Consider the following 20,829-nt stretch of genomic DNA (forward strand, 5'->3'; position numbering starts at 1 on the left):
GCGGAATTGAAACAATAAAAAAGCGCCTTTATGGCGCTTTTTTATTGGCTAATATCTAGATATTTTCCAGTTCGGTTTGTTTATCTGGGCAGGTAGAGATGATTTGTGTTTGTCCGTCTTCGTCTATCTGCTCTAGAGTTACAGTGAATCCCCACAGACGATGAAGGTGTTTGACCACCTCATGGCAGCTTTCATCTAGTGGAATTCGGTTTATGGGGATATAGCGCAATACCAGTGAACGATCTCCCGATATCGCGACACTTTGTACTTGAATATTTGGTTCATTATTCGATAGGTTATATTGTTGCGATAGTTTGTTTCTTATGTCGTGATAGCCCTGTTCATCATGGATTGCAGATATGCTTAAGTAATTCTTCTTATCATTATCCAGAATACTAAAGAGTTTGAACTGCCGAATGATATTGGGTGACAGATACTGACTAATGAAACTCTCATCTTTAAAATTTTCCATAGCAAAGTGCAGGGTATCTAACCAGTTACTGCCTGCAATTTCAGGAAACCAACGTCGATCCTCATCTGTGGGGGATTCACAGATACGGCGGATATCGACAAACATATTAAAGCCGAGAGCATAAGGGTTAATGCCTGAGTAATAAGGGCTATTGTAGCTAGGCTGTGCAATCACATTGGTATGATTTTGTAAAAACTCAATCATAAAGCGATCGCTGACTAAGCCTTCATCATAGAGATGGTTGAGTAAGGTGTAATGCCAAAATGTTGCCCAACCTTCGTTCATCACTTGGGTTTGTCGTTGTGGATAAAAATATTGGCCCATCTTCCTGACTATTCGAACAATTTCTCGTTGCCAAGGTTCTAATAAAGGCGCATTTTTTTCGATAAAATAGAGAATGTTTTCTTGGGGTTCTGCAGGAAAGTTTGTCAACTCAGAAGGCTTAACTGCCGCTTGATTAAGCGGAATTGTGCGCCATAGATCGTTTACCTGGCTTTGAAGATATTCTTCCCGTTCTTTTTGACGTACTTTTTCCTCTTTAAATGAGATCTCACTAGGGCGTTTATAGCGGTCGACGCCATAATTCATTAGGGCATGACAAGAGTCTATAAGTAGCTCAACTTGCTCAACGCCATAGCGTTCTTCACATTCACGAATATAGTTCTTTGCAAAGACTAAGTAATCGATAATTGAACTCGCATCGGTCCAGGTTTTAAACAGGTAATTGTTTTTAAAAAAGCTGTTGTGGCCAAAGCTAGCATGAGCCATTACCAAGGCTTGCATGGTAATAGTGTTCTCTTCCATCAAATAGGCAATGCAGGGATCGGAGTTAATTACAATCTCATAGGCTAAGCCCATTTGGCCTCGCTTATAACCCTGTTCTGTTTCGATAAACTTTTTACCAAAAGACCAATGAGTGTAACCGATTGGCATACCTATCCCCGCATAGGCATCCATCATCTGCTCGGCTGTGATCACCTCAATTTGATTGGGGTAGGTGGTTAAACGATAATGCTTAGCGACCCGCTCTATTTCCGTGAGGTAGGATTGTAATAATTCAAAATTCCAATCGGGCCCATCGTCTAATACCGTACTTTTTTTTCTCGTCATAAGCCCCCCTAAACCGCCTGCTTCTTAAATAATTCCCTAAAGACAGGGTAAATATCTTCCGCCTGTCTGATGTGCTGAACGGCGATATTGTCATGGCTTTTTTGTAGCTGTTCATACTCTCGCCACAGCGTTTGGTGGGCACGATTGGTGATTTCGATATAGCTAAAATAGCGCACGACGGGCAGAAGTTGTTTTTCTAAAATGTGTCTGCACGTTGGTGAATCATCAGCCCAGTTATCGCCATCAGAGGCTTGTGCGGCATAGATATTCCACTCATTTTTTGGGTAGCGTTCTCTTTGTATTTGATGCATTAAATTCAGCGCACTTGAAACAATAGTGCCACCCGTTTCTTGGGAGTAGAAAAACTCGTGTTCGTCGACCTCTTTGGCTTGAGTATGGTGCCGGATATACACCACCTCTAAGTTTTTATAGGTACGAGTGAGAAATAGATACAGCAAGATATAAAAGCGTTTTGCCATATCTTTTGTGGCTTGATCCATCGAGCCGGATACATCCATAAGGCAAAACATCACAGCTTGGCTTGATGGCACCTCACGTTTGGCAAAATTGTTATAACGTAAGTCAAAGGTATCGATAAAAGGCACTTTTGCGATACGGGTTTCAAGTTGTTCGATTTGTGTTGTTAAATCGATGATTCGTTCTGCATCTGAACCTGGAGTTTGTTCTAATTGTTCAAGTTCAGCTTTTAATTCCGTTAATAGGGCTTTCTTAGCCGAAGTCATGGCTGTACGTCGGGCGAGTGAAGAGCGCAAGGAGCGAACAATGTTGATGTTGGCTGGTACGCCATCATTAGTAAATCCGGCACGGTATGTTTGATATTCAACCAGTTTATTAAGCCGGTTTTTCTGTAGATTGGGAAGTTCTAAGTCTTCAAATAACAGCTCCAAGTATTCATCTTTGGATATTTGAAAAACAAAATCATCTTGGCCTTCTCCAGCATCGGAAGCATCGCCTTGACCACTCCCTTGGCCTGCGCCTTGAGGCGGGCGCTCTATTTGATCGCCTCGAGCGAATTGATCGTTACCAGGATGCACTCGCTCTTTAATGCCGCCACGGCCTTGGTGAAAAATCGGCTCACTGATATCCCGAGTCGGTATACCAATTTTTTCACCTTTGTCGATATCGGTAACGCTGCGTCTGGTGACCGCATCGCTAACCGCTTTTTTTATTTGCTGTTTATAGCGATTAATAAAACGCTGCCGGTTAACCGTGCTTTTCCCTTTGGCATTCAATCTTCTATCTATAAAGTTTGCCATGCGCACCTCCAAAAGACGTCTGGGGAGCAAGCTCCCCACAGGGGGGGATCAAGAAGATTTACGTACTCTTAAGTACCACTCTGATAACAACCTAACTTGTTTTTTGGTGTAGCCTTTTTCCATCATGCGATTGACGAAATCATCATGTTTACGTTGATCATCGGTTGAGGTCTTGGCATTGAAGGAGATCACTGGCAGTAGATCTTCGGTATTCGAGAACATCTTTTTCTCGATAACGGTGCGTAATTTTTCATAGCTAGTCCAAAGTGGATTAGAGCCTTCGTTGTTGGCTCTGGCTCTGAGGACAAAGTTGACTATCTCATTACGAAAATCTTTGGGATTACTAATCCCGGCTGGCTTTTCAATTTTTTCCAGTTCGGCATTGAGTGCTGCACGGTCGAAAAGTTGGCCGGTTTCAGGGTCACGGTATTCTTGATCTTGGATCCAGAAATCGGCATAGGTGACATAGCGGTCAAAGATGTTTTGCCCGTATTCAGAGTAAGACTCTAAATAGGCGGTTTGGATCTCCTTACCAATAAATTCAATATATTTAGGGGTTAAGTAACCTTTAAGAAACTCAAGGTAGCGTTCTGCAGTGTCGGTAGGGAACTGCTCTTGTTCAATTTGTCGCTCTAATACATAGAAAAGATGCACAGGGTTGGCAGCAATTTCACTGTGATCGAAATTAAATACTTTCGACAGAATTTTAAAGGCAAAACGAGTTGATAACCCTTGCATGCCTTCGTCGACACCTGCGTAATCACGATATTCTTGGAATGATTTGGCTTTGGGATCGGTATCCTTGAGGCTCTCGCCATCATAGACACGCATTTTTGAGTAAATAGAGGAGTTTTCTGGCGTTTTAATTCGTGACAGTACACTAAATTGCGACAACAACTCTAAGGTATAAGGGGCGCAGGGAGCCTGTGATAACTCAGAGTTTAACAATAATTTTTTGTAAATCTGCATCTCTTCCGAGACACGCAAACAGTAAGGTACTTTTACGATATAGACACGGTCTAAGAAGGCTTCGTTGGTCTTATTATTTCTAAATGTGGTCCACTCTGACTCGTTGGAGTGTGCCAAGATAATGCCGTTGTAGGGCAGTGCAGATAGGCCCTCGGTGCCGTTATAGTTACCTTCTTGTGTTGCGGTAAGCAGAGGATGCAGCACCTTGATTGGCGCTTTAAACATCTCAACAAACTCCATTAAGCCTTGATTAGCACGACACAGTGCCCCCGAATAGGAGTAGGCATCGGCATCGTGTTGGGCAAAATGTTCTAATTGACGAATATCGACTTTCCCCACTAGTGACGAAATATCCTGATTATTCTCGTCTCCGGGTTCGGTCTTGGCGATACCCAGTTGATCTAAGATACTGGGATAGACTTTAACCACTTTAAATTGGGAGATATCACCGCCAAATTCATGTAAACGTTTGACGGCCCAAGGCGACATAATCGTTTTGAGGTAACGCTGAGGAATACCAAACTCTTTTTGGAGTAGCTCACCATCTTCTTCAGGATTAAACAGGCAGAATGGATGGTCATTGACAGGGCTTCGAACACCATTAGCACTTAATACGTAAATGGGCACTTGTTGCATTAAGGACTTTAATTTTTCTGCGAGAGAGGATTTACCGCCGCCCACAGGGCCAAGTAAATAGAGAATCTGTTTCGATTCTTCGAGCCCTTGTGCGGAGTGCTTGAGGTAGGCGACTATCTGTTCTATCGCTTCTTCCATACCGTAGAAATCTTTAAATGCGGGATAGCGAGAGATTAACCGATTAGAAAATATTCGGCTTAAAACGGAATCTTTGGATGTGTCGATAACTTGTGGGTCGCCAATGGCAATCAATAAGCGTTCGGCGGCCGATGCGTATGCAATACGGTCTTGTTTGCAGATGGCTAAAAAGTCTTGTAATGAATACTCTTCATCGAGTTTTTTTTCATAGCGCTGTTGATAGTGTTCAAAAATGCCCATTTTCTACCCCCTAATAAAGCAATAAATAAACCCCGCAGTAAAACTGATCATCTGAGACTGGTACTTTAATAATAGACGCTAATAAAAAGTAGGTTATAAAAAATATAGTAAAAACAATGGCAAACATTGCAATTGCAACTGTTGCATCTGTAAAGAGGTTTGGATTTAGAGCAAATAAAAAGGAGCCTAATTAGGCTCCTTTTTTTATCGAATATAGAATTAACGGTTTGATTAACCAGCGAAGTTGCTGTTAACAAATTCCCAGTTAACCAGTTCCCAGAAATGAGCTAGGTAGTCAGGGCGAACGTTGCGGTAATCGATATAATAAGCGTGTTCCCACACATCAACAGTCAGTAGCGGAGTAACACCTTCATCTGTTAGGGGAGTCGCTGCATTGCTAGTGTTTACAATAGCAACTGAACCGTCTGCATTTTTAACTAACCAAGTCCAAGCGCTACCGAAGTTGTTAACTGCAGCATCAGTAAATTGTGCTTTAAACGCCTCGAAAGAACCGAAAGCAGCATCGATTGCCGCTGCGATATCACCTGTTGCTGCTCCGCCACCATTTGGTGATAGGCAGTTCCAGTAGAAAGTGTGGTTCCAAATTTGCGCAGCATTGTTGAAAATACCGCCTGTAGAAGTTTTGATGATCTCTTCTAAGCTTTTTTCAGCAAGTTCAGTGCCTTCAACTAAGCCGTTTAGTTTCACAACATAAGTGTTGTGATGCTTACCATAGTGGTACTCAATAGTTTCTTGGGAAATATGGGGCTCTAATGCGTCTTTTGCGTAAGGAAGTGCTGGTAATTCAAAAGCCATGTTTTTTCTCCATTTGACATTCAATTGTCTTTTCTGTTTGCTCACAACATCTCATTCTACCTGATAAAATTGTGATGTGAATCATTGTTTGGCCGATTTTTTAGATTAATTCAATCAATAATATGTCTAAGCTAAAAACCATAATAAAAGTAGGTTTTTGTTCTGTGGCATCCTGACGTACAATAGGTGTTATTATCAAATTCGCTTATGTTGTAATACTTAGGAAAGCATATGGAAACCAATGAAACTGTAGCAAAAATCAAGCAGCAAATTGCCGAAAACCCAATCATTGTATATATGAAAGGCTCACCTAAATTGCCTAGCTGTGGTTTTTCTTCTCAAGTTGCTCAGATCATGATTAACTGCGGCGCACAATTCGCCTATGTTGATATTTTGCAGCATCCAGATATTCGTAGCGAACTGCCTAAATATGCTAACTGGCCAACCTTCCCACAATTGTGGGTTGAAGGTGAATTGATTGGCGGTTGTGACATCCTGACTGAAATGTATCAAAAAGGTGAGTTACAAACTCTGATTAGCGAAACTGCGGCTAAGTATCCAACGCCAGAAGCTGACGCATAATAGCCAACTATAAATAGATATTATTTTTCAATAATTTATCTATTAATTTGGATAAATAGAAATCCCGAATATGAAAATATTTGGGATTTTTTGTTTTTATTCCCTTGAAAACAATTTTTGCTATCCACATATATTGATTATGGAGCGCTCAATGAGGCTCTTAAGTTAACCACAAATCAGTGCCTTCGGGGCTGAAGCGTTAACCATGATAACTCGGTGCGACAGGTGACAATCATCACCATAACTCGGCCACTTTAATTTGATATTGCTTAACACAAGGATATACAAGATGAGAAATTATGATTTAACCCCTTTATACCGTAGTGCTATTGGATTCGATCGTTTAGCCCAGCTTGCAGAACATGCCGCATCGAACAAAGGTAATTCCGGTTATCCTCCATACAACATCGAACTGCTCAATGAGAATCGCTACCGTATTACTATGGCAGTGGCAGGTTTTTCGATGCAAGAATTAGATATCACCAGTGAAGGCGACAAACTATTGGTGAAGGGCACTAAAGCCGAACAAGATACTGAACGTCAATACCTGTACCAAGGCATTGCCGAGCGAGGATTCGAGCGTACATTCCAGCTGGCCGATTATGTGACAGTAGTGGGTGCAGAGCTTGAAAATGGTCTACTTAACATTGACTTGAAACGAGAAATTCCCGAGGCGATGAAACCGCGTAAAATCGAGATCAGCAGCGCAAGACTTCTCGACGCCGAATAAGCCTTCGGCACACCAGCGGTAAATTCGTTTCCCCGGACGAGCAAAAGGGAGCTAATAGGCTCCCTTTTGCTTTGCTTATATTGGTAAAAATTGAATATAAATGCTGCCGAAACACTATTTATTGTGTGCCAACACCTTGAGTAATTATCTCATTAAGGTACTCACTAAAATCATCGCCATGGTTGGCAAGCATCTTAGGGAACATAGAAATCGGGGTTAAACCTGGGAAGGTGTTAATTTCATTTAAAAGGATCTCGCCGGTTTCAGTGAGGAAGAAGTCGATACGCGATAGATGACGTAATTTCATGCCATCAAAAACTTTGATCGCATAATCTTGGATCTGGCTAGCAATTTCACTGGAAACCTCGGCAACCACTTTAGTTGAGGCTTTACTGTTAGCCGCATATTTTTCATCGAAGGTATAGAAAGTATCGCTGGAACAGATAACTTCACCGGGCAGTGTCGCTACGGTTCTTCCTTGGTATTGATATACCGCGACTTCGAGTTCACGGGCCTTAATGGTTTTTTCTATTACCACATAAGGGGAGAATTTAAAGGCATCGGTTAAGGTTTTTTCAATTTGGCTGGTATCGTCGACGCGATAACAACCGACTGAGGAACCTTGTGAAGCTGCTTTAATGAAAATCGATCCCCACTGTTTAAAAGCGGTTTGCGCCTGAGCTACTGCCGCATCATCCAGCTGATTGAGGAAAATATAGGGCGTATTAGGAATGCCGAGTGCGGTAAACCACATTTTGGCGGTGATCTTATTAAAGCAGTTGCTTGAGCCTTCTGAGTCACAGCCAAGATAGGGCAGGTTAATTAAGCCAAAATATGATTGAATATCGCCAGTCTCACCTGGATAACCATGAATACAGGGGATCACATAATCGACAGACCAAGGCGTAAGGGTTTCATCTTCGAAACGGATCTCTTTACGATTAGTGAGTTCGCAGCGCTCGCCGGATTTCGTCATGTATTGGCCATTGCCATCTAATTCGACTCGAAGCAGATTAATATGAGGCAGTTTAGCCAAAGAGGTTTCAAAATAATTGGCTGATAACAGGGAAATTGCGTGTTCGTCACCGCCACCGCCGCATAAAAGTAATAGGTTAATCGAACTCATCGGTTCTCCGTTTTATCTCGGATAGTTAATCGCTTGCTCACTATGCCGCGCTGGCAAATTTATGCAAGGTTTGCGCTGCAGCTAGGCGCTTGTTTGTCGATTTTATGCGCCATTTATAATCCTGTCATCGCTATGACCATAAACGCTTTGCCAATCCTGAGGCGCGCTGAGTGGCTTGCTTGCAGGCTTGTTCAAAAATAGCTTCATTGCCCAGACAGGTAAAATGCAGTTTAGCCCGAGTGATCGCGGTATACACTAGCTCTTTTGTCAGTAGTTGTCGTTGCGCCACGCTGGGTTTAGTTGGCATGACAAGGCTAACATTGGCAAATTCACTGCCTTGGCTCTTATGTACCGTCATGGCATAGCAAGTATCGTGTTGTGGTAATCGCGCCGGAAGTACTTTTAGTAAACTACCATCGGCTTGAACAAAGCAGGCCATCAAGCGTTGTTGATGTGTTTCATCAGGCAATATGACACCAATATCACCATTAAACAGCCCGAGGTTATAGTCATTATTTTGAATGATCACCGGGCGGCCTGAATAAAACTCACCATGGGGATTAATCAATTTTGCTGTCGCTAGGGCAGAGGTCATGGCGCTATTGATGCCATCGACACCATACTCTCCAGCGCGCATGGCGCATAATATCCGATATTGATTGAAGCGCTCGATGATCTCTACAGCGGTTAATTGGCCTTTGAGCAGTTCATCAAGATAGACCTGATATTGTGCAACACTATAGGCGAGCAGCTCATCTAAGCCTAAATTTCCCTGTTGATGCAATTTGTGGGTTATCCAATGTAGCTCTTGATAGCCTTGCTGCCAAACTTGCTGTATTCCCTGTGTGTCACTGTGATTCACCGCCGAAGCTAATAGACCAATTCCGGCATCACCTTTAAATCTGTGGCTATGCATCAGCATAACTAGGCTGTCACCTAAGCTGTTCTTTATATGAGTGCTGTTTTGTGGGTGACTATCTAGGCCGGAATTGATGTCAGAATGTGAATTATCAGCATTTATGCTTGGGTCAATAAACTCATACAGTGAAGTTTGGGTCAACTGACTCAAGAGCTCGGCTTTGGCGGGCGTATAGCGCATGCGCCAGCTTTGATCAGTTTGTTTTAAGCCACCACAAATATCGCCTAAAACGGCTCCCGCTTCTACAGAGGCGAGTTGGTCTTGGTCGCCTAATAAGATCAGTCGAGCATGCTTTGGTAAGGCATAGAGCAGCTTATACATCATAGGCAGATCGACCATGGAAGCTTCGTCAACCACCAGCAAATCAAGTCGCAAAGGATTTTCACTGTGATGCCTAAATTGATGAGTATTAGGGAGCACACCTAGCAGACGGTGTAAGGTGGCTGCCTCTTCAGGAACATGAGCCAGCAGATCGATATCGATAATATCACGATAAGCTTTGAGTTCGTCACTGAGTCTGGCTTTCGAGGCTTTGATCGATTCGCTAAGGCGTGCCGCTGCTTTACCGGTTGGTGCCACTAGACGAATATTAAGGGCTGATTTATTGGTCGGATTGTCTTGCTGTTGTATGCACAATAGCAGCAACAGCTTAGTCACTGTGGTGGTTTTACCTGTGCCTGGTCCACCGGTGATCACCGCTAGCTTTTGGGTTAGTGCTGTTGCCGTGGCTATTTTCTGCCAATCATATTCTTGTCCCTGATTTATTGGAAACAGGCAAGTTAGCCTCTGAGCTGCCAGTGCTATATTTTCTATGGGTAATGGCTTGGCAAGTTGAAGTAGCTTGTCGGCTACCTTAGATTCAAACTGATAATAGCGTTGTAAATAGAGACGTGTGCCATCGAGGATTAAAGGTTTATCCAGTTGCTGTGGCGCTAAACCGACGGCTTCGGCATTAGCTAGTTTCTCAACGAGTGCAGGCAAACTTAGATTGATTTGGCATTGAGGCTGCTGTTCCTTGAGTGGATTGCTAAAGTCGATTTGTTCCAAAGGCAAGCAAGTATGTTGCGTTGACAGCTGGCGACTGAGCAGGGTACAGATTAGGGTCAATAGTGGCTCATTTGAGTCTAACTTATCACTTGCGTGCTCTTTGTGTAGACTCGCCATCTGCAAGGCAAAATGGCGATCCAGTGGTGTGATAAGTCTCGAGGCTTGCCACTCTTTTAACAGTTGTTCGATAGGCTGCTGTAGGGTCATTGGACTGAGAAGCTGGCTCATAGGTCTAACTCCGTCTGGATAGGTGGTGTCCCTGCCTGCTTATTCGCTATGCCCTTTGTAGTACTCTCCATATTAGCATTCTCTTCATTAGTGCCATCTTTATTAGTGGCTGTTGGGATTTCGGATGTTTGTACTAAGGCATCAAACTGTTCAATCAAGGCCTTGGGCGGCTTATCATAAAATACGCCGCAACCTGGAGCTTGAGTCGACATTCCTCGCAAAAACAAATAGTAGCTACCACCAATATGCTGCTCATAACTGTAGTTGGCTAGTCGCAGTTTTAGATAACGATGTAAGGCTAGGGTGTAGATAATGTATTGCAGATCATAGCGATGGCCGCTGATAGCTTGTTGCATTTGCTCTTGCTGATAATCACTAAAACTATCACCCAAATGATTCGACTTATAATCGGCGATGTAGAATTGCCCATTGTGTTCAAAAGTTAAATCGATAAAACCTTTGAGCATGCCTTGTAAGGTGTCAAATGCCAATGTCATAGGGTAGCCATGTCGGCTCAGTAATTGATTGAGCGCCTGAGCTTGTAACTGAGAAATCGGCAGATAAAACTCCATCTCCACTAAGGTTTGATTCGGTGGGAGATGGGCTAGACACAAACTGCCAGTGCTGACATTGGCAGTACCTATATTTTCAGTACTAAAGGTACTCGGTCTGAGAGGCGCGTTGAGTAGATCGAGATACCATTGATGTAAAATTGGCTGCCAGCTTTCATCGATACCATATTTACTCATGGCGATGGGTAACTGCTGGATGAGGTCGGTTTCGGCTTGCGTAAAGTCGATAAGCTCTAATACCAAATGCATAAAACTACCGGCATTAGCGCCGCGCTCGAAACTAAATCGAGACGGGATTGGCTCGGCTTCGTCGTGTACGATGCTAAGTTCGGGGAAGCTTTCATCATCACTGCCTGGAGTGGTACGCTCATGGGGCATATCTTTGACTAAACCAGAATAACTGCCTACTCGCCAAGGTGTTATGTTTGGGCGAATTAAGACCTTCGGCGATAAATTATTATCATCGTCTTCAATTTGAGGCAGGGGCGTTGCGGCTGCAATGTGTTCTATCCGCTCAACACTAATGGCCTCACTTTGTAGTAAGTTCGCTCTGGCTTCAATAAGTTCGATATCGCATTGGCTGTCTTCTATCCCTAATAGATAACCGATAGCGGTTTCGTGCAGTTGGCTGCTGATCCCTGATTTTTTAGTGAATCGGCTGTGATTGGCCACATAAAGGTAGCAAGCCAAAACTGGACGAGTCAGGGCAACGTACAGCAGACGCAGATCTTCGGCTAAATTCTCTCGCTTATGTTGCTGCCAACCCTCATCACTTTGTTCTATATCCCAAACTAACTGGTTATTGTCATGGTAAAGCATAGGTGCAGGCTTACGGCGATTATCCCGAGCTAGGCTTACAAAAGGCACAAAACAGACAGGATATTCGAGTCCTTTACTCTTGTGGATAGTGACAATCTGCAACAAGTTTTGCTCGCTCTCTAATCTGAGCTGAGCCTCTTCGTTGGTGTGACTTTCGGCTAATGTTTGTTGATACCAATTGAGTAGCGCGTTAATGCCATCAAGCTCAGTTGACTTTTGCTGTAGCAGTTCGCCTAAATGCCTGAAGTCAGTGAGTCTACGTTGGCCATCACTACTGTTTAAGAGCCGCTCAATTAATTGAGTTTCATTAGCCAAAGCCAATAGGCAGGGCATAACTCCGCGTTTGAGCCAAATTTGGTGTAGATGATGGAATAGTTCTAATAAGTTTTGGCGACGGTCTTCATCCTGATTAAATTGATGGATCTCTTCGGCGCTATAGCCTAGTAACAGTGTCGCTAAGGCTGAGCGGAGCGCTCGTTCATCTTTGGGGTTGGCAATTGCGATTAAGACCAATGCCAGCTCTTTGGCCTCTAAGGTACTAAATACGCTATCACGGCTAAGAAATACCGCTCCAATTTGGCGCTCACTCAAGGCCGTTTTAATATAAGCGGCTTCATTTCTGTCACGTACTAGCACCGCAATATCTTTGGCCTTAAGCTGTGTGTCGCCTTTTAAACATAGACCCTGCTGCGCTTCGGTTAGTAGGCGAGCGATTTCGTTACAGCTATCTTCGGCTAACTGTTTTCGGGCGCTGGCTTTATTGAGACCAGTATCTGGGTCTTCACCGAGTAATTTGATGCGCAAAGCACTTGTGTTTTGCTGCTGTTCAATAAGCTGCTTACTATCGGCAAAAGGGGAAGGTGCAACGATTTCGAAAGGGATCGCCTCACTGATAAAAGGATCCGCATGTTGACTAAACAGTTGGTTAACACCAGCAATCATATTGCGGCTAGAGCGATAATTGGTATATAGGCTGTAATGAAATTCCGTCTGTTGTCGCGCATCGATATAGGTATGAATATCTGCGCCCCTAAAGGCGTAAATCGCCTGCTTAGGATCGCCAATCATCAATAAGGCTTGAGCATTGTTATCTGAGCTTTCTCTGAGTTGGTAAATTTGGCTGAAAATCTGATATTGCAGCGGATCGGTATCCTGAAACTCATCGATTAATGCCACCGGAAATCGCTTGGCAATGCTAGCTGCTAAGCTGCTTAAGGATTGATTGTTACTCTCGGGGTGATTGTTAGTCGTTGGGCGATCTTCCGAAGTAGATTGCAGATCGTTTGTACTATTTGATAAAGCTTGAGCCAAAGTCAGCAGCAGATCATCAGGGGTTAATAGGTTTAACTCACTTTTTTGGTTGGCAAATCGTTTGGCAATTCCTGTTCGAGCCGCAAATAGAAAGCCAGGGATAAACTGAGTGATAAGCTGATTGAGGTTTTCAATATGAGCCAGAAGCGGTGCCTGCTCAGGTGTTGGAATTTCGCCGCCTTTATTGAGTTTTAAGTTATTTAAAGACAGTGCATCGAGCAACTTAGGATCGGGAAGCGATAAACTGCCTGCCGCCCAGTTATCCATCTTATCCAGCATGACTGCCAGTTTGGGATAGCCCTGATCGGCTTTACCAAAACGAGTGCCATTAAGCGGCAGTTGATGTAATAACTGCTCAAGTTGTTCTCGTTCTCGTGGCCAGATTAATTGCAATCGGCTGAGGCTCTGACTCAAGGCGGAACCGACCTTGGCAAACTCTGCAGGCTTAGGCTTAGCCACGGCTTGGCTGGCACCGAGCAAGGCTCGAATTTGCTGGGTTAATCCGTCGGGATCGCTAAACTTGTCTTTAATAATCTTAGCCAAATAGCTGGGTAGGGGATAACAGGTCTCACGCCAAAAATCACGCACGGCATGATGCAGGAACTCGCTATCGTCTAAAGTGAATTCTGATTCAAACAGCAAGGATGATTCAAATGCCATGTCGGCCAGAATGCGCTGACAAAAACCATGGATGGTAAAAATGGCGGCTTCGTCGAGAGACTTTAATGCTAGATCCAATCGTTTGAGAGAAATAGGGCGAAGTTCTGGCGGGGTTTGCTGATAAAGCTGTTCTATTAGCTCATCATTAACGGAAATGCCGATAAAACGGCGATAGGCCAGCTGAATTTTTTTACGGATTCGATCTCGTAATTCTCCGGTGGCGGCATTGGTAAAGGTGACTACCAGAATTTCTTCACAGCGCAGCGGTTTACGCTGCTCATCGCCTAATAACAAGCGGATATACAAACCCGCTATGGTAAAGGTTTTCCCTGTACCGGCGCTGGCCTCGATGAGGCGTTTACCATGCAAGGGCAGGGTTAAGGTATCGAGCTTTTCGCTAGCCATGATCACTGCTCCTCCACAAATTGAGTTAAATCAGACAGCGGCGCCTTATGATAAAGGCTTAATAAGGGGGACAATAGTCTTAATGCCAGCTGTCCAAAATCAGCCTCAGTAAAGTCATCAGGGAAGCGATACAAACGTTGATAATGGGGCTCCAAACCTTCTCCTAAATGACCTTGTTCATCTAGCCATTGTTTTTGTGCCTCGACAAGTTTGGCATTATGGTCACCATCGGCTTCGACATAGGCCATTGCGGTGCGGGGTAAAAACAGTAATGGCTGTGCTTGCCCCTGTGTAAAGGCCGATACCCACAGATTTAACTGGGCGGTGGCTTGCTCTGCTGTGATGGGGGCAAAGGCATGAAAATGACCAATATCCAGCAGATAACTGTGGTGCTTGCCAACAAAAGAGGGTGATTGAGGCTTTAGTTCAGGCTTAAGCGTGTCTTGCTGTTGAGCGGTTTGCTGCATAGCACATAGACATAAGTGGCGCAGATAAACCCGAATAAGATCCCTCGCATTCGCGGTTCCGGGACGGTAATTAACAAGTCCTTTAGCTGAGATATTATCAATACGGCCAATGAGCTGTCGCTGTTTCTCCTCAAGGGAAATCTCGACCTCGATATCATGACTCTGTTCACCTTTGAGGTAATGGGCTCTGCCAATAATGGGGCGGATATCATGCAGGTATTGATTAATCAACAGATCGTCAAAGGGTTTAAGGGGCAGCTCGCCAGCCAACTTCAATTTATGTAGTAGTAGGCTATCGGGCATATCTTGACCCGCTTTAATCGCATTATCGATAAGTTCAGCCTGTAATTGATAACGTGACAAGGCATTCAGGCTAAAGGGTTCATCGTTATCGTCGGTTTGAATATTCAGACTGAGATCCAGCTTGAGAGCGCGATTGAAAAAATACTGCGCTGGATTTCGGAAGAAGCGGATTAATGCCGATAGCTCAAGGGCCTCGTAAGCACTGTCAACACGAGTATCATCACCTGCCGCATTCTCTTCTGCTTCAAGCACTAATGGCTGATTGATAAATCGATTGTGGCAAGCATCATCTGACGCTGTATTTTGACTCGTTGTTATCGGACACCACTGCTTAGAGTAGCTTTGTGGCAATGTCGAGTCTGCTTGATATAAGCGTTTATCGAAAGGTTGCAATGGCTGCTGACTGATAAGCTGAGATGCAATCTCGTGTTCGACAGCTTCAATGTCTAGGATATCCTGAGGTACATTGACTAACTCTTGCTGTTCGAGCACGCCTTCAGGCAGCTGTTCGAACAGAGCTTCGGGAAAATAACATAGCTGGCAATATTCTATGAGCTCAGAAACCAACATCGAGGGGATCCGTTCACTATTGTCGCGCTCACTATGACCAATATAGCTGATATAAAGTTGCTCACGTGCCGACAACAGCGCCTCTAAAAACAGATACCTGTCATCGAGCCGTCTTGAGCGGTCGCCTTTACGGGGGCCAAACTGTGCCACCAAATCAAATCCGACGGGATGCTGCACTCGCGGATAAACACCATCATTCATTCCCAGCAGACATACCACTTTAAATGGAATGGATCGCATTGGCATGAGCGTACAAAAATTAACGCTACCGGCGAGATAACGTTGACCGACACGGGATTCAGATAATTGACTGACAAACCAGTTATGCAGCACTTTGATTTCGGGCTGACTCTGATAATGGGCTTGAGTTATCTCTTCATTGAGGCGGGTAATCGCGCTGTGAATAGTTTGCAGCTGAGGCAGCTCTTCATCGTCACAGGCATAAAATTCATCTACTAATGTTTGCAGCTGAGTGATGCGCTCATTCAATGAACATTCACTATTGAGTGCCAGACAAAGCTCATCGATAGCTTCGATAAAATTAAGTAATTTTCCTAATGCCTGCGCATCCTGGCCTTCGATACCATCTAGGGGTAGGTTATCTTGATAAATCGGCGCGTCATCGCTAAAGCTATAGCCTAAAATCAGTCGCTTAATGCCAAAAGACCAGGCGTTTTGCTCGAAGTCAGGTAGTTGTTGTGCTTGGCGTGATTGGCCGTCACGGCCCCAGCGCACACCCGCACGATCGAGCCATTGGCGGATCATCTGTAGTTCATCGTCACTGAGTTCAAATTTTCTCAGTACGGCTGGCACTTCGAGAATACCTAGCACATCGGTGAGTGCAAACCGGCTCTGGTTGATGGTTAACAGATGAAGAAAACTGTTTATCAATGGCGATTCTTGCGCCGCGCCTCTGTCGGCAATGGCATAGGGAATATAGTGAGCGCCTTGCTTGGCGGCAAAAACGGCATCGATATAAGGGGCGTAGCTCGCCACATCGGGCATCATGATCACTATGTCTTTAGGGCTTATATCCTCTTGTGACAGTAGCAATAATAGATGATCGTGTAAGGTTTCTATTTCTCGTAGGGGGCTATGGCAGCTCTTAAAACTAATGGAATGATCATTGGCCTTCAGAACGCGTCTGCCTTCGAGGTTTTGAAACAGTTCAGCATCGGGGCCGAGCACCTGCCCACGGGTGGTTAACTCTAAAATATCGTGCTGGACACCATGAAGGAGTTTATCAACGCCAGGGTCTTGATAACATTCGAAGTTAAAATTGGTGTCTTCCTCGGGTAGCGCTAAGATTAAGTCCAGTAATTCACGGCCCATTTTTCCATTATTGGCCAGTAGCGGATTGCCCACTTCCAGCTTATCTTCCCAGTTAACATCGAGCTGTTGTTTATCGAGATATTGCAATGCCATTCTAGCTCGAACCTGAGGATCGACTATATCTCCCCAGTAGTGTTGACATGGGCTGAGGTTGAGCATCACGACATCGATATGTTTCGCCAGATGGTAAAGTACGGTTAATGTTTGCGGCGCGATAGATGAGATGCCAAACACAAATAATCTATTTGGTAAGCCTGACAATGAGCAATTAGGATCGCTTAAGGTATGAATTAATCCTTGGATAAGGTTGGCCCTATGGTAACTATTTTGTCCAAGTTGATGGTCGTTATATTCCACTAAGGCGCGCCACAGGATCGGTTGCCAAGCTTGCTCTGGGCTTAAATTGTCATTATAAGGGGGAAGTAGAGGCTCATTGGCTTCCCAGGCTAAAATCCAGTCGGGTCGATAGACTAAGTATTGATCGAATATATCGGCAATTTGTGCACATAACTGATATAGCTTGAGTGACTGTTTTGCTTGAGTATCGTCGATAATGGCATCGTCTTTAAGATATTGAGCCAGCGGGGCAAAACTGTCTTGATGCAGTAATGTAGGTAACAGCTCCATTAACTTCCAGGTCATCGCGGGTTTGGTATAAGCATTCTCTTTCGGCACATTTGGCAACAGGGTATGACATAGCTGCCAAATAAAGCTTGAAGGTAAGGGGAATTCTAATGCTGCGGCAATCTGGTTGTGCTCGGCGATGGCTAACCTTAGCCAGGTCGACATACCCGGACTTTGAACTAATATCTGCTCGTTTGCTAACAAAGCATGGCTATCGAGTGGTGATTTAAGCTCTTCTGCCAATAAGTGGGCTAAAGATTCCATTCGATTTGATTGCACCAAGTAGAGCATAACTCGCCTTATTGTCGATTATATTGTGCTGAAAAAGCCCACTTAATACTGCTGCGCTATGGGCTGATTAATATCAATCCATTCTAGGGCTTTCGGAGTTGATGTCCATCGAAACAAGTGAATATTTTGGACAAGATAGAATGAGTTAGCTTGAAAAAGCATCAAGTGTTTTTGCTTTGCCAATCGCTGGTCACAATGGCTAAACGGATTTGGGTTAGACGCTTGTTGAAGTGACGTAATAAGGCTTTTTTACGACGCTGATCTACAGGCTTATATTTCAGCGTCATATAACAATCGATAAAATGACTTAAAGGTTGGGTGAGATGGGGGTAAAGCGTGATAACCCGTTGACTATATTGAGTGGCCGATTCAGCTTCTTCGCGGCGAATGCCTTTCTTAGCCAGCATGTTGGCCACTTGGTCAAATCCCGCGACCAAAGGGTCTTTACGGCGGCTAAATTGTAATAAGCCGACACTATAAGCAATGACAAGGGCGATAATGACCATGGTGCAGATAATAAAAATTGCCATTTTGGTGACGCTGATATCTCCGAGTATGCGTTTTAATAGTTGTTGCTGCTTGTCGTTATCAAAGCCCAGTACCCATTTACTCCAATAAAAATCGATACTGGCTAGGGTCAATCTAAGGTTATTTAGTAGGGGATATTGGCGTAATCGTAAACTGCTAAACGGACTGCTCATTAGATAGCTTTCTGCTGGGTTAAACACAGAGTCAAAACCCTCTTCGACACGATTAGGGGCTATCATGGCCGTGGGGTCGAAACGAACCCAGCCGCTGTCTTCAAACCAGACTTCAACCCAAGCATGGGCCATATATTGGTAAACACTCAGATATTGCGCATTATCATTCCATTCTCCTCCTTGATAGCCAGTGACTAATCGCGCTGGGATCCCGCTATAGCGAGCCATAAAGGTTAATGCACTGGCATAATGAACACAGAAGCCGGCTTTATTCTCAAACAGGAAATCATCGATTTGTTGCGGGCCAACTGGCGGCGGTGTCAGGGTATAATAATAGGGCGACTGGTTAAACCTTAACATCATGGCATTGATCCTCTGTTTGGGATCGGGATATGTCTGCTTAAACTTTAGCGCTAGTTGTGCGGTCTTGGGATTACTATCTTGAGGTAGCCTAAGATTTCGCGTTCGGGTTGCCTCATTCAAATTGAGGTCGAGTTTGGCATTGGGGTAGCTGCTAACATGATATTGGTATTCTTGATCTACTGGCGTTTGCGCATATAGACGACCGTCTGGTAGGTTACTGACATCGGGTGTTTGGCTGTAAGCTAAATCTAAACCGAATAACCAATGCTGGTGGCTGGGTTTGGCAATCACATCATAATTGATGACATCACCGCTGGGTCTTAAACGATAGTTAGCAGCTTGACGCCGTGTTTCTAGCTGTTTAATTGCTTTTGATTGGGTCCATTTACGGCCATCGTAATCTTCCATTACTAAGGCGCGCCAATACAGCTGATTATTACCCGGTGGCTTAGTTTGAAAACTCACCCGAAAGGCAAGTTCGGCCGAATTAGTTAATTTACTGATATCGCCAAACGAGACTTCATCCGAAAGTCCAGTTTCGGCGCTGTGGCTTTTGGGAACCATCCACAGTGGTGGCAGTCGCGGTAGTACAATAAACAGTAGCAGTGCCAGTGGCAGGCTTTGCAGCATCAATTTCCCGCCAAGTCTGGCTGTGCGCTTAAGGGCATCTTCATCGAGATATAAACTGACCAAAACGCAGAGGTTGATGGTGGCCACTATGATGATCTGTAAGGTAAACCATAGGCTTTGTTTTTCGATAAAGGTTATCGCAATCACAAAAAAGCCTACCATTACGACGGCGCGGACATCACGGCGATCTCGCATTTCAATGTATTTTAGGGCATAACCCAAAATAAGCAGATTAATCAGTGCATTGAGCATACCTATTTGAGTTGCGACCAGTGCCAGCGTGGTGGCCGAGGCAATTGCTAATAGGGTGACTAAATAACGGGGTGGCTTGGCGACTTTACCGCTGAAAATACCGATCCGCCATAGTAAGCAGATGCCACAGATAGCCATGCTCCATGGCGTCATCTGCTCATATAAGGGGAGTAAAATACACAGGTTAACGATAAGCAACCATAACAGGCTTTGACGACTGATGATCTCTGCGGTTTTAGCCATGGGCTTGCATCCGGTTAAGGTTTGGGTAGGTAGCGATGGCCTTTAAACAATCGACTCTATGTTGTTGTCCATGGTTGGGGGCAAGGGTCTGATTAGGTAGGATTAAACCAAATATCTGTCCCGATTGATCTAGTTGATTGACTGCCCAAGTCAGTTGGCTAAGCTGCTTTTCAATCTCTAGGTTGTTTGGATCCAGCACTAACCATTGTGGCTCACTCGCCGGTTGGCTAAAGGCTTTGGTTAGCATGCCTCGCCCTTGAGCTAATTGTTTCCATGCCACCTGGTTAAGAGATTCACCTTGGATATAGGGTTTAAGGTGTTGAAACTCTTCGACACCCACAATGGCTCGCCCACGATCTGTTGAAGACGGATCATCTTGGTTAAGTTGCTGTGTTAGGACAGGCTCCGAAGCAATCGGTTTGGCAAACACAATTTGCGGATTGGCTAAATCTACATTAGACCAGGCGCGACATAGTCCTAGCGGATAACGAGATTCAACTTTAAGGCGTCCCGGTGTTACCCAGCCTCTTTGCTCATTTTTAAAAGATAATAAGGTTAACAGTTTCTGCCTATCAACATGGGCAATGGTTTGCGGTAAATTTTGCGGATAACCCAAAGTGACTTGGTATTGATGTTGGGTGGCGCTGAGCTCCACTGGGAAAATAACGCTTTCACCCGCGTAGACATATGGCCCTGTTTTGGCCTCTAGGCTCATCCCAGCTAAATTACGGTAGCTGTAGATAATACAAGTATTGAATACGCTCAATAGTAATAAACTTAACCCGATCACCAGATTGTTTTGGTAGTTGGTGCCAAAGAGAAACAGTAACACTACAATAAACAACCAAAATAGCCCAAATCCTGTAGGGAGAATGAAGATGCTCTTATGGGCTAAGGTGATCGATGAACTCGCCGGCAGTCGCCTAGATAACCAGCGTTGCCAGCAAGTTTGGATGAAAGCAGTTTTCGTTAGCGCAGTTATCATTCGCTCACTCT

At 44.4% G+C, this 20,829-nt stretch carries 12 protein-coding genes; 2 read left to right on the forward strand and 10 right to left on the reverse strand.

What is annotated here, in order from left to right:
• Positions 1 to 55: 55 nt before the first annotated feature.
• From L1D21_RS06075 to sodB, 4 genes are all read right to left on the reverse strand, one after another.
• The gene (locus L1D21_RS06075) at positions 56 to 1,582 is read right to left on the reverse strand and encodes a SpoVR family protein (protein ID WP_239844364.1); all 1,527 of its coding nucleotides are present in this window, start codon (positions 1,580 to 1,582) and stop codon (positions 56 to 58) included.
• Positions 1,583 to 1,590: 8 nt separating this feature from the next.
• On the reverse strand, positions 1,591 to 2,859 hold the full coding sequence (locus L1D21_RS06080) for a YeaH/YhbH family protein (protein WP_239844365.1): 1,269 nt from the start codon (positions 2,857 to 2,859) through the stop codon (positions 1,591 to 1,593).
• 48 nt (positions 2,860 to 2,907) lie between these two features.
• On the reverse strand, positions 2,908 to 4,842 hold the full coding sequence (locus tag L1D21_RS06085; RefSeq protein ID WP_239844366.1) for a PrkA family serine protein kinase: 1,935 nt from the start codon (positions 4,840 to 4,842) through the stop codon (positions 2,908 to 2,910).
• 231 nt (positions 4,843 to 5,073) lie between these two features.
• Complete coding sequence (gene sodB / locus L1D21_RS06090) at positions 5,074 to 5,658, reverse strand: superoxide dismutase [Fe] (protein WP_239844367.1); 585 nt, start codon at positions 5,656 to 5,658, stop codon at positions 5,074 to 5,076.
• Between the two features lie 231 nt (positions 5,659 to 5,889).
• On the opposite strand from sodB, the gene grxD reads away from it, so the two are divergent.
• Positions 5,890 to 6,240 carry a Grx4 family monothiol glutaredoxin gene (grxD, locus tag L1D21_RS06095; RefSeq protein WP_239844368.1) on the forward strand — a complete coding sequence of 117 codons (351 nt, stop codon included), beginning with the start codon at positions 5,890 to 5,892 and terminating at the stop codon, positions 6,238 to 6,240.
• Between the two features lie 289 nt (positions 6,241 to 6,529).
• The gene (locus L1D21_RS06100) at positions 6,530 to 6,970 is read left to right on the forward strand and encodes an Hsp20 family protein (RefSeq protein WP_239844369.1); all 441 of its coding nucleotides are present in this window, start codon (positions 6,530 to 6,532) and stop codon (positions 6,968 to 6,970) included.
• A gap of 118 nt (positions 6,971 to 7,088) precedes the next feature.
• On the opposite strand, the gene L1D21_RS06105 is transcribed toward L1D21_RS06100, so the two are convergent.
• The 6 genes from L1D21_RS06105 to L1D21_RS06130 all read right to left on the reverse strand — a co-directional run bounded on the left by L1D21_RS06105 (position 7,089) and on the right by L1D21_RS06130 (position 20,818).
• The gene (locus L1D21_RS06105; RefSeq protein WP_239844370.1) at positions 7,089 to 8,096 is read right to left on the reverse strand and encodes a D-alanine--D-alanine ligase; all 1,008 of its coding nucleotides are present in this window, start codon (positions 8,094 to 8,096) and stop codon (positions 7,089 to 7,091) included.
• Between the two features lie 130 nt (positions 8,097 to 8,226).
• Positions 8,227 to 10,290, reverse strand: a complete 2,064-nt coding sequence (gene recD, locus L1D21_RS06110; protein WP_239844371.1) for an exodeoxyribonuclease V subunit alpha — start codon at positions 10,288 to 10,290, stop codon at positions 8,227 to 8,229.
• Complete coding sequence (gene recB / locus L1D21_RS06115; protein ID WP_239844372.1) at positions 10,287 to 14,057, reverse strand: exodeoxyribonuclease V subunit beta; 3,771 nt, start codon at positions 14,055 to 14,057, stop codon at positions 10,287 to 10,289. The genes recD and recB overlap by 4 nt, the downstream gene beginning before the upstream one ends.
• Before the next feature lie 2 nt (positions 14,058 to 14,059).
• Positions 14,060 to 17,644, reverse strand: coding sequence for an exodeoxyribonuclease V subunit gamma (recC, locus tag L1D21_RS06120; RefSeq protein WP_239844373.1), 3,585 nt, complete (start codon positions 17,642 to 17,644; stop codon positions 14,060 to 14,062).
• A 161-nt stretch (positions 17,645 to 17,805) separates the two neighbouring features.
• A complete protein-coding gene (locus L1D21_RS06125) occupies positions 17,806 to 19,833 on the reverse strand; it encodes a DUF3488 and transglutaminase-like domain-containing protein (RefSeq protein ID WP_239844374.1) in 2,028 nt (675 codons plus the stop codon).
• Positions 19,826 to 20,818, reverse strand: coding sequence for a DUF58 domain-containing protein (locus L1D21_RS06130; RefSeq protein ID WP_239844375.1), 993 nt, complete (start codon positions 20,816 to 20,818; stop codon positions 19,826 to 19,828). The genes L1D21_RS06125 and L1D21_RS06130 overlap by 8 nt, the downstream gene beginning before the upstream one ends.
• Positions 20,819 to 20,829 lie beyond the last annotated feature (11 nt).

Source organism: Shewanella sp. Isolate11 (assembly GCF_022398315.1).
Lineage (GTDB): Bacteria > Pseudomonadota > Gammaproteobacteria > Enterobacterales > Shewanellaceae > Shewanella.

Excerpts from the sequence above, each read along its gene's own strand:
- L1D21_RS06075 (WP_239844364.1), bottom strand. The coding sequence starts at position 1,582 with ATGACGAGAAAAAAAAGTACGGTATTAGACGATGGGCCCGATTGGAAT.
- L1D21_RS06080 (WP_239844365.1), bottom strand. The coding sequence starts at position 2,859 with ATGGCAAACTTTATAGATAGAAGATTGAATGCCAAAGGGAAAAGCACG.
- L1D21_RS06085 (WP_239844366.1), bottom strand. The coding sequence starts at position 4,842 with ATGGGCATTTTTGAACACTATCAACAGCGCTATGAAAAAAAACTCGAT.
- sodB (WP_239844367.1), bottom strand. The coding sequence starts at position 5,658 with ATGGCTTTTGAATTACCAGCACTTCCTTACGCAAAAGACGCATTAGAG.
- grxD (WP_239844368.1), top strand. The coding sequence starts at position 5,890 with ATGGAAACCAATGAAACTGTAGCAAAAATCAAGCAGCAAATTGCCGAA.
- L1D21_RS06100 (WP_239844369.1), top strand. The coding sequence starts at position 6,530 with ATGAGAAATTATGATTTAACCCCTTTATACCGTAGTGCTATTGGATTC.
- L1D21_RS06105 (WP_239844370.1), bottom strand. The coding sequence starts at position 8,096 with ATGAGTTCGATTAACCTATTACTTTTATGCGGCGGTGGCGGTGACGAA.
- recD (WP_239844371.1), bottom strand. The coding sequence starts at position 10,290 with ATGAGCCAGCTTCTCAGTCCAATGACCCTACAGCAGCCTATCGAACAA.
- recB (WP_239844372.1), bottom strand. The coding sequence starts at position 14,057 with ATGGCTAGCGAAAAGCTCGATACCTTAACCCTGCCCTTGCATGGTAAA.
- recC (WP_239844373.1), bottom strand. The coding sequence starts at position 17,644 with ATGCTCTACTTGGTGCAATCAAATCGAATGGAATCTTTAGCCCACTTA.
- L1D21_RS06125 (WP_239844374.1), bottom strand. The coding sequence starts at position 19,833 with ATGGCTAAAACCGCAGAGATCATCAGTCGTCAAAGCCTGTTATGGTTG.
- L1D21_RS06130 (WP_239844375.1), bottom strand. The coding sequence starts at position 20,818 with ATGATAACTGCGCTAACGAAAACTGCTTTCATCCAAACTTGCTGGCAA.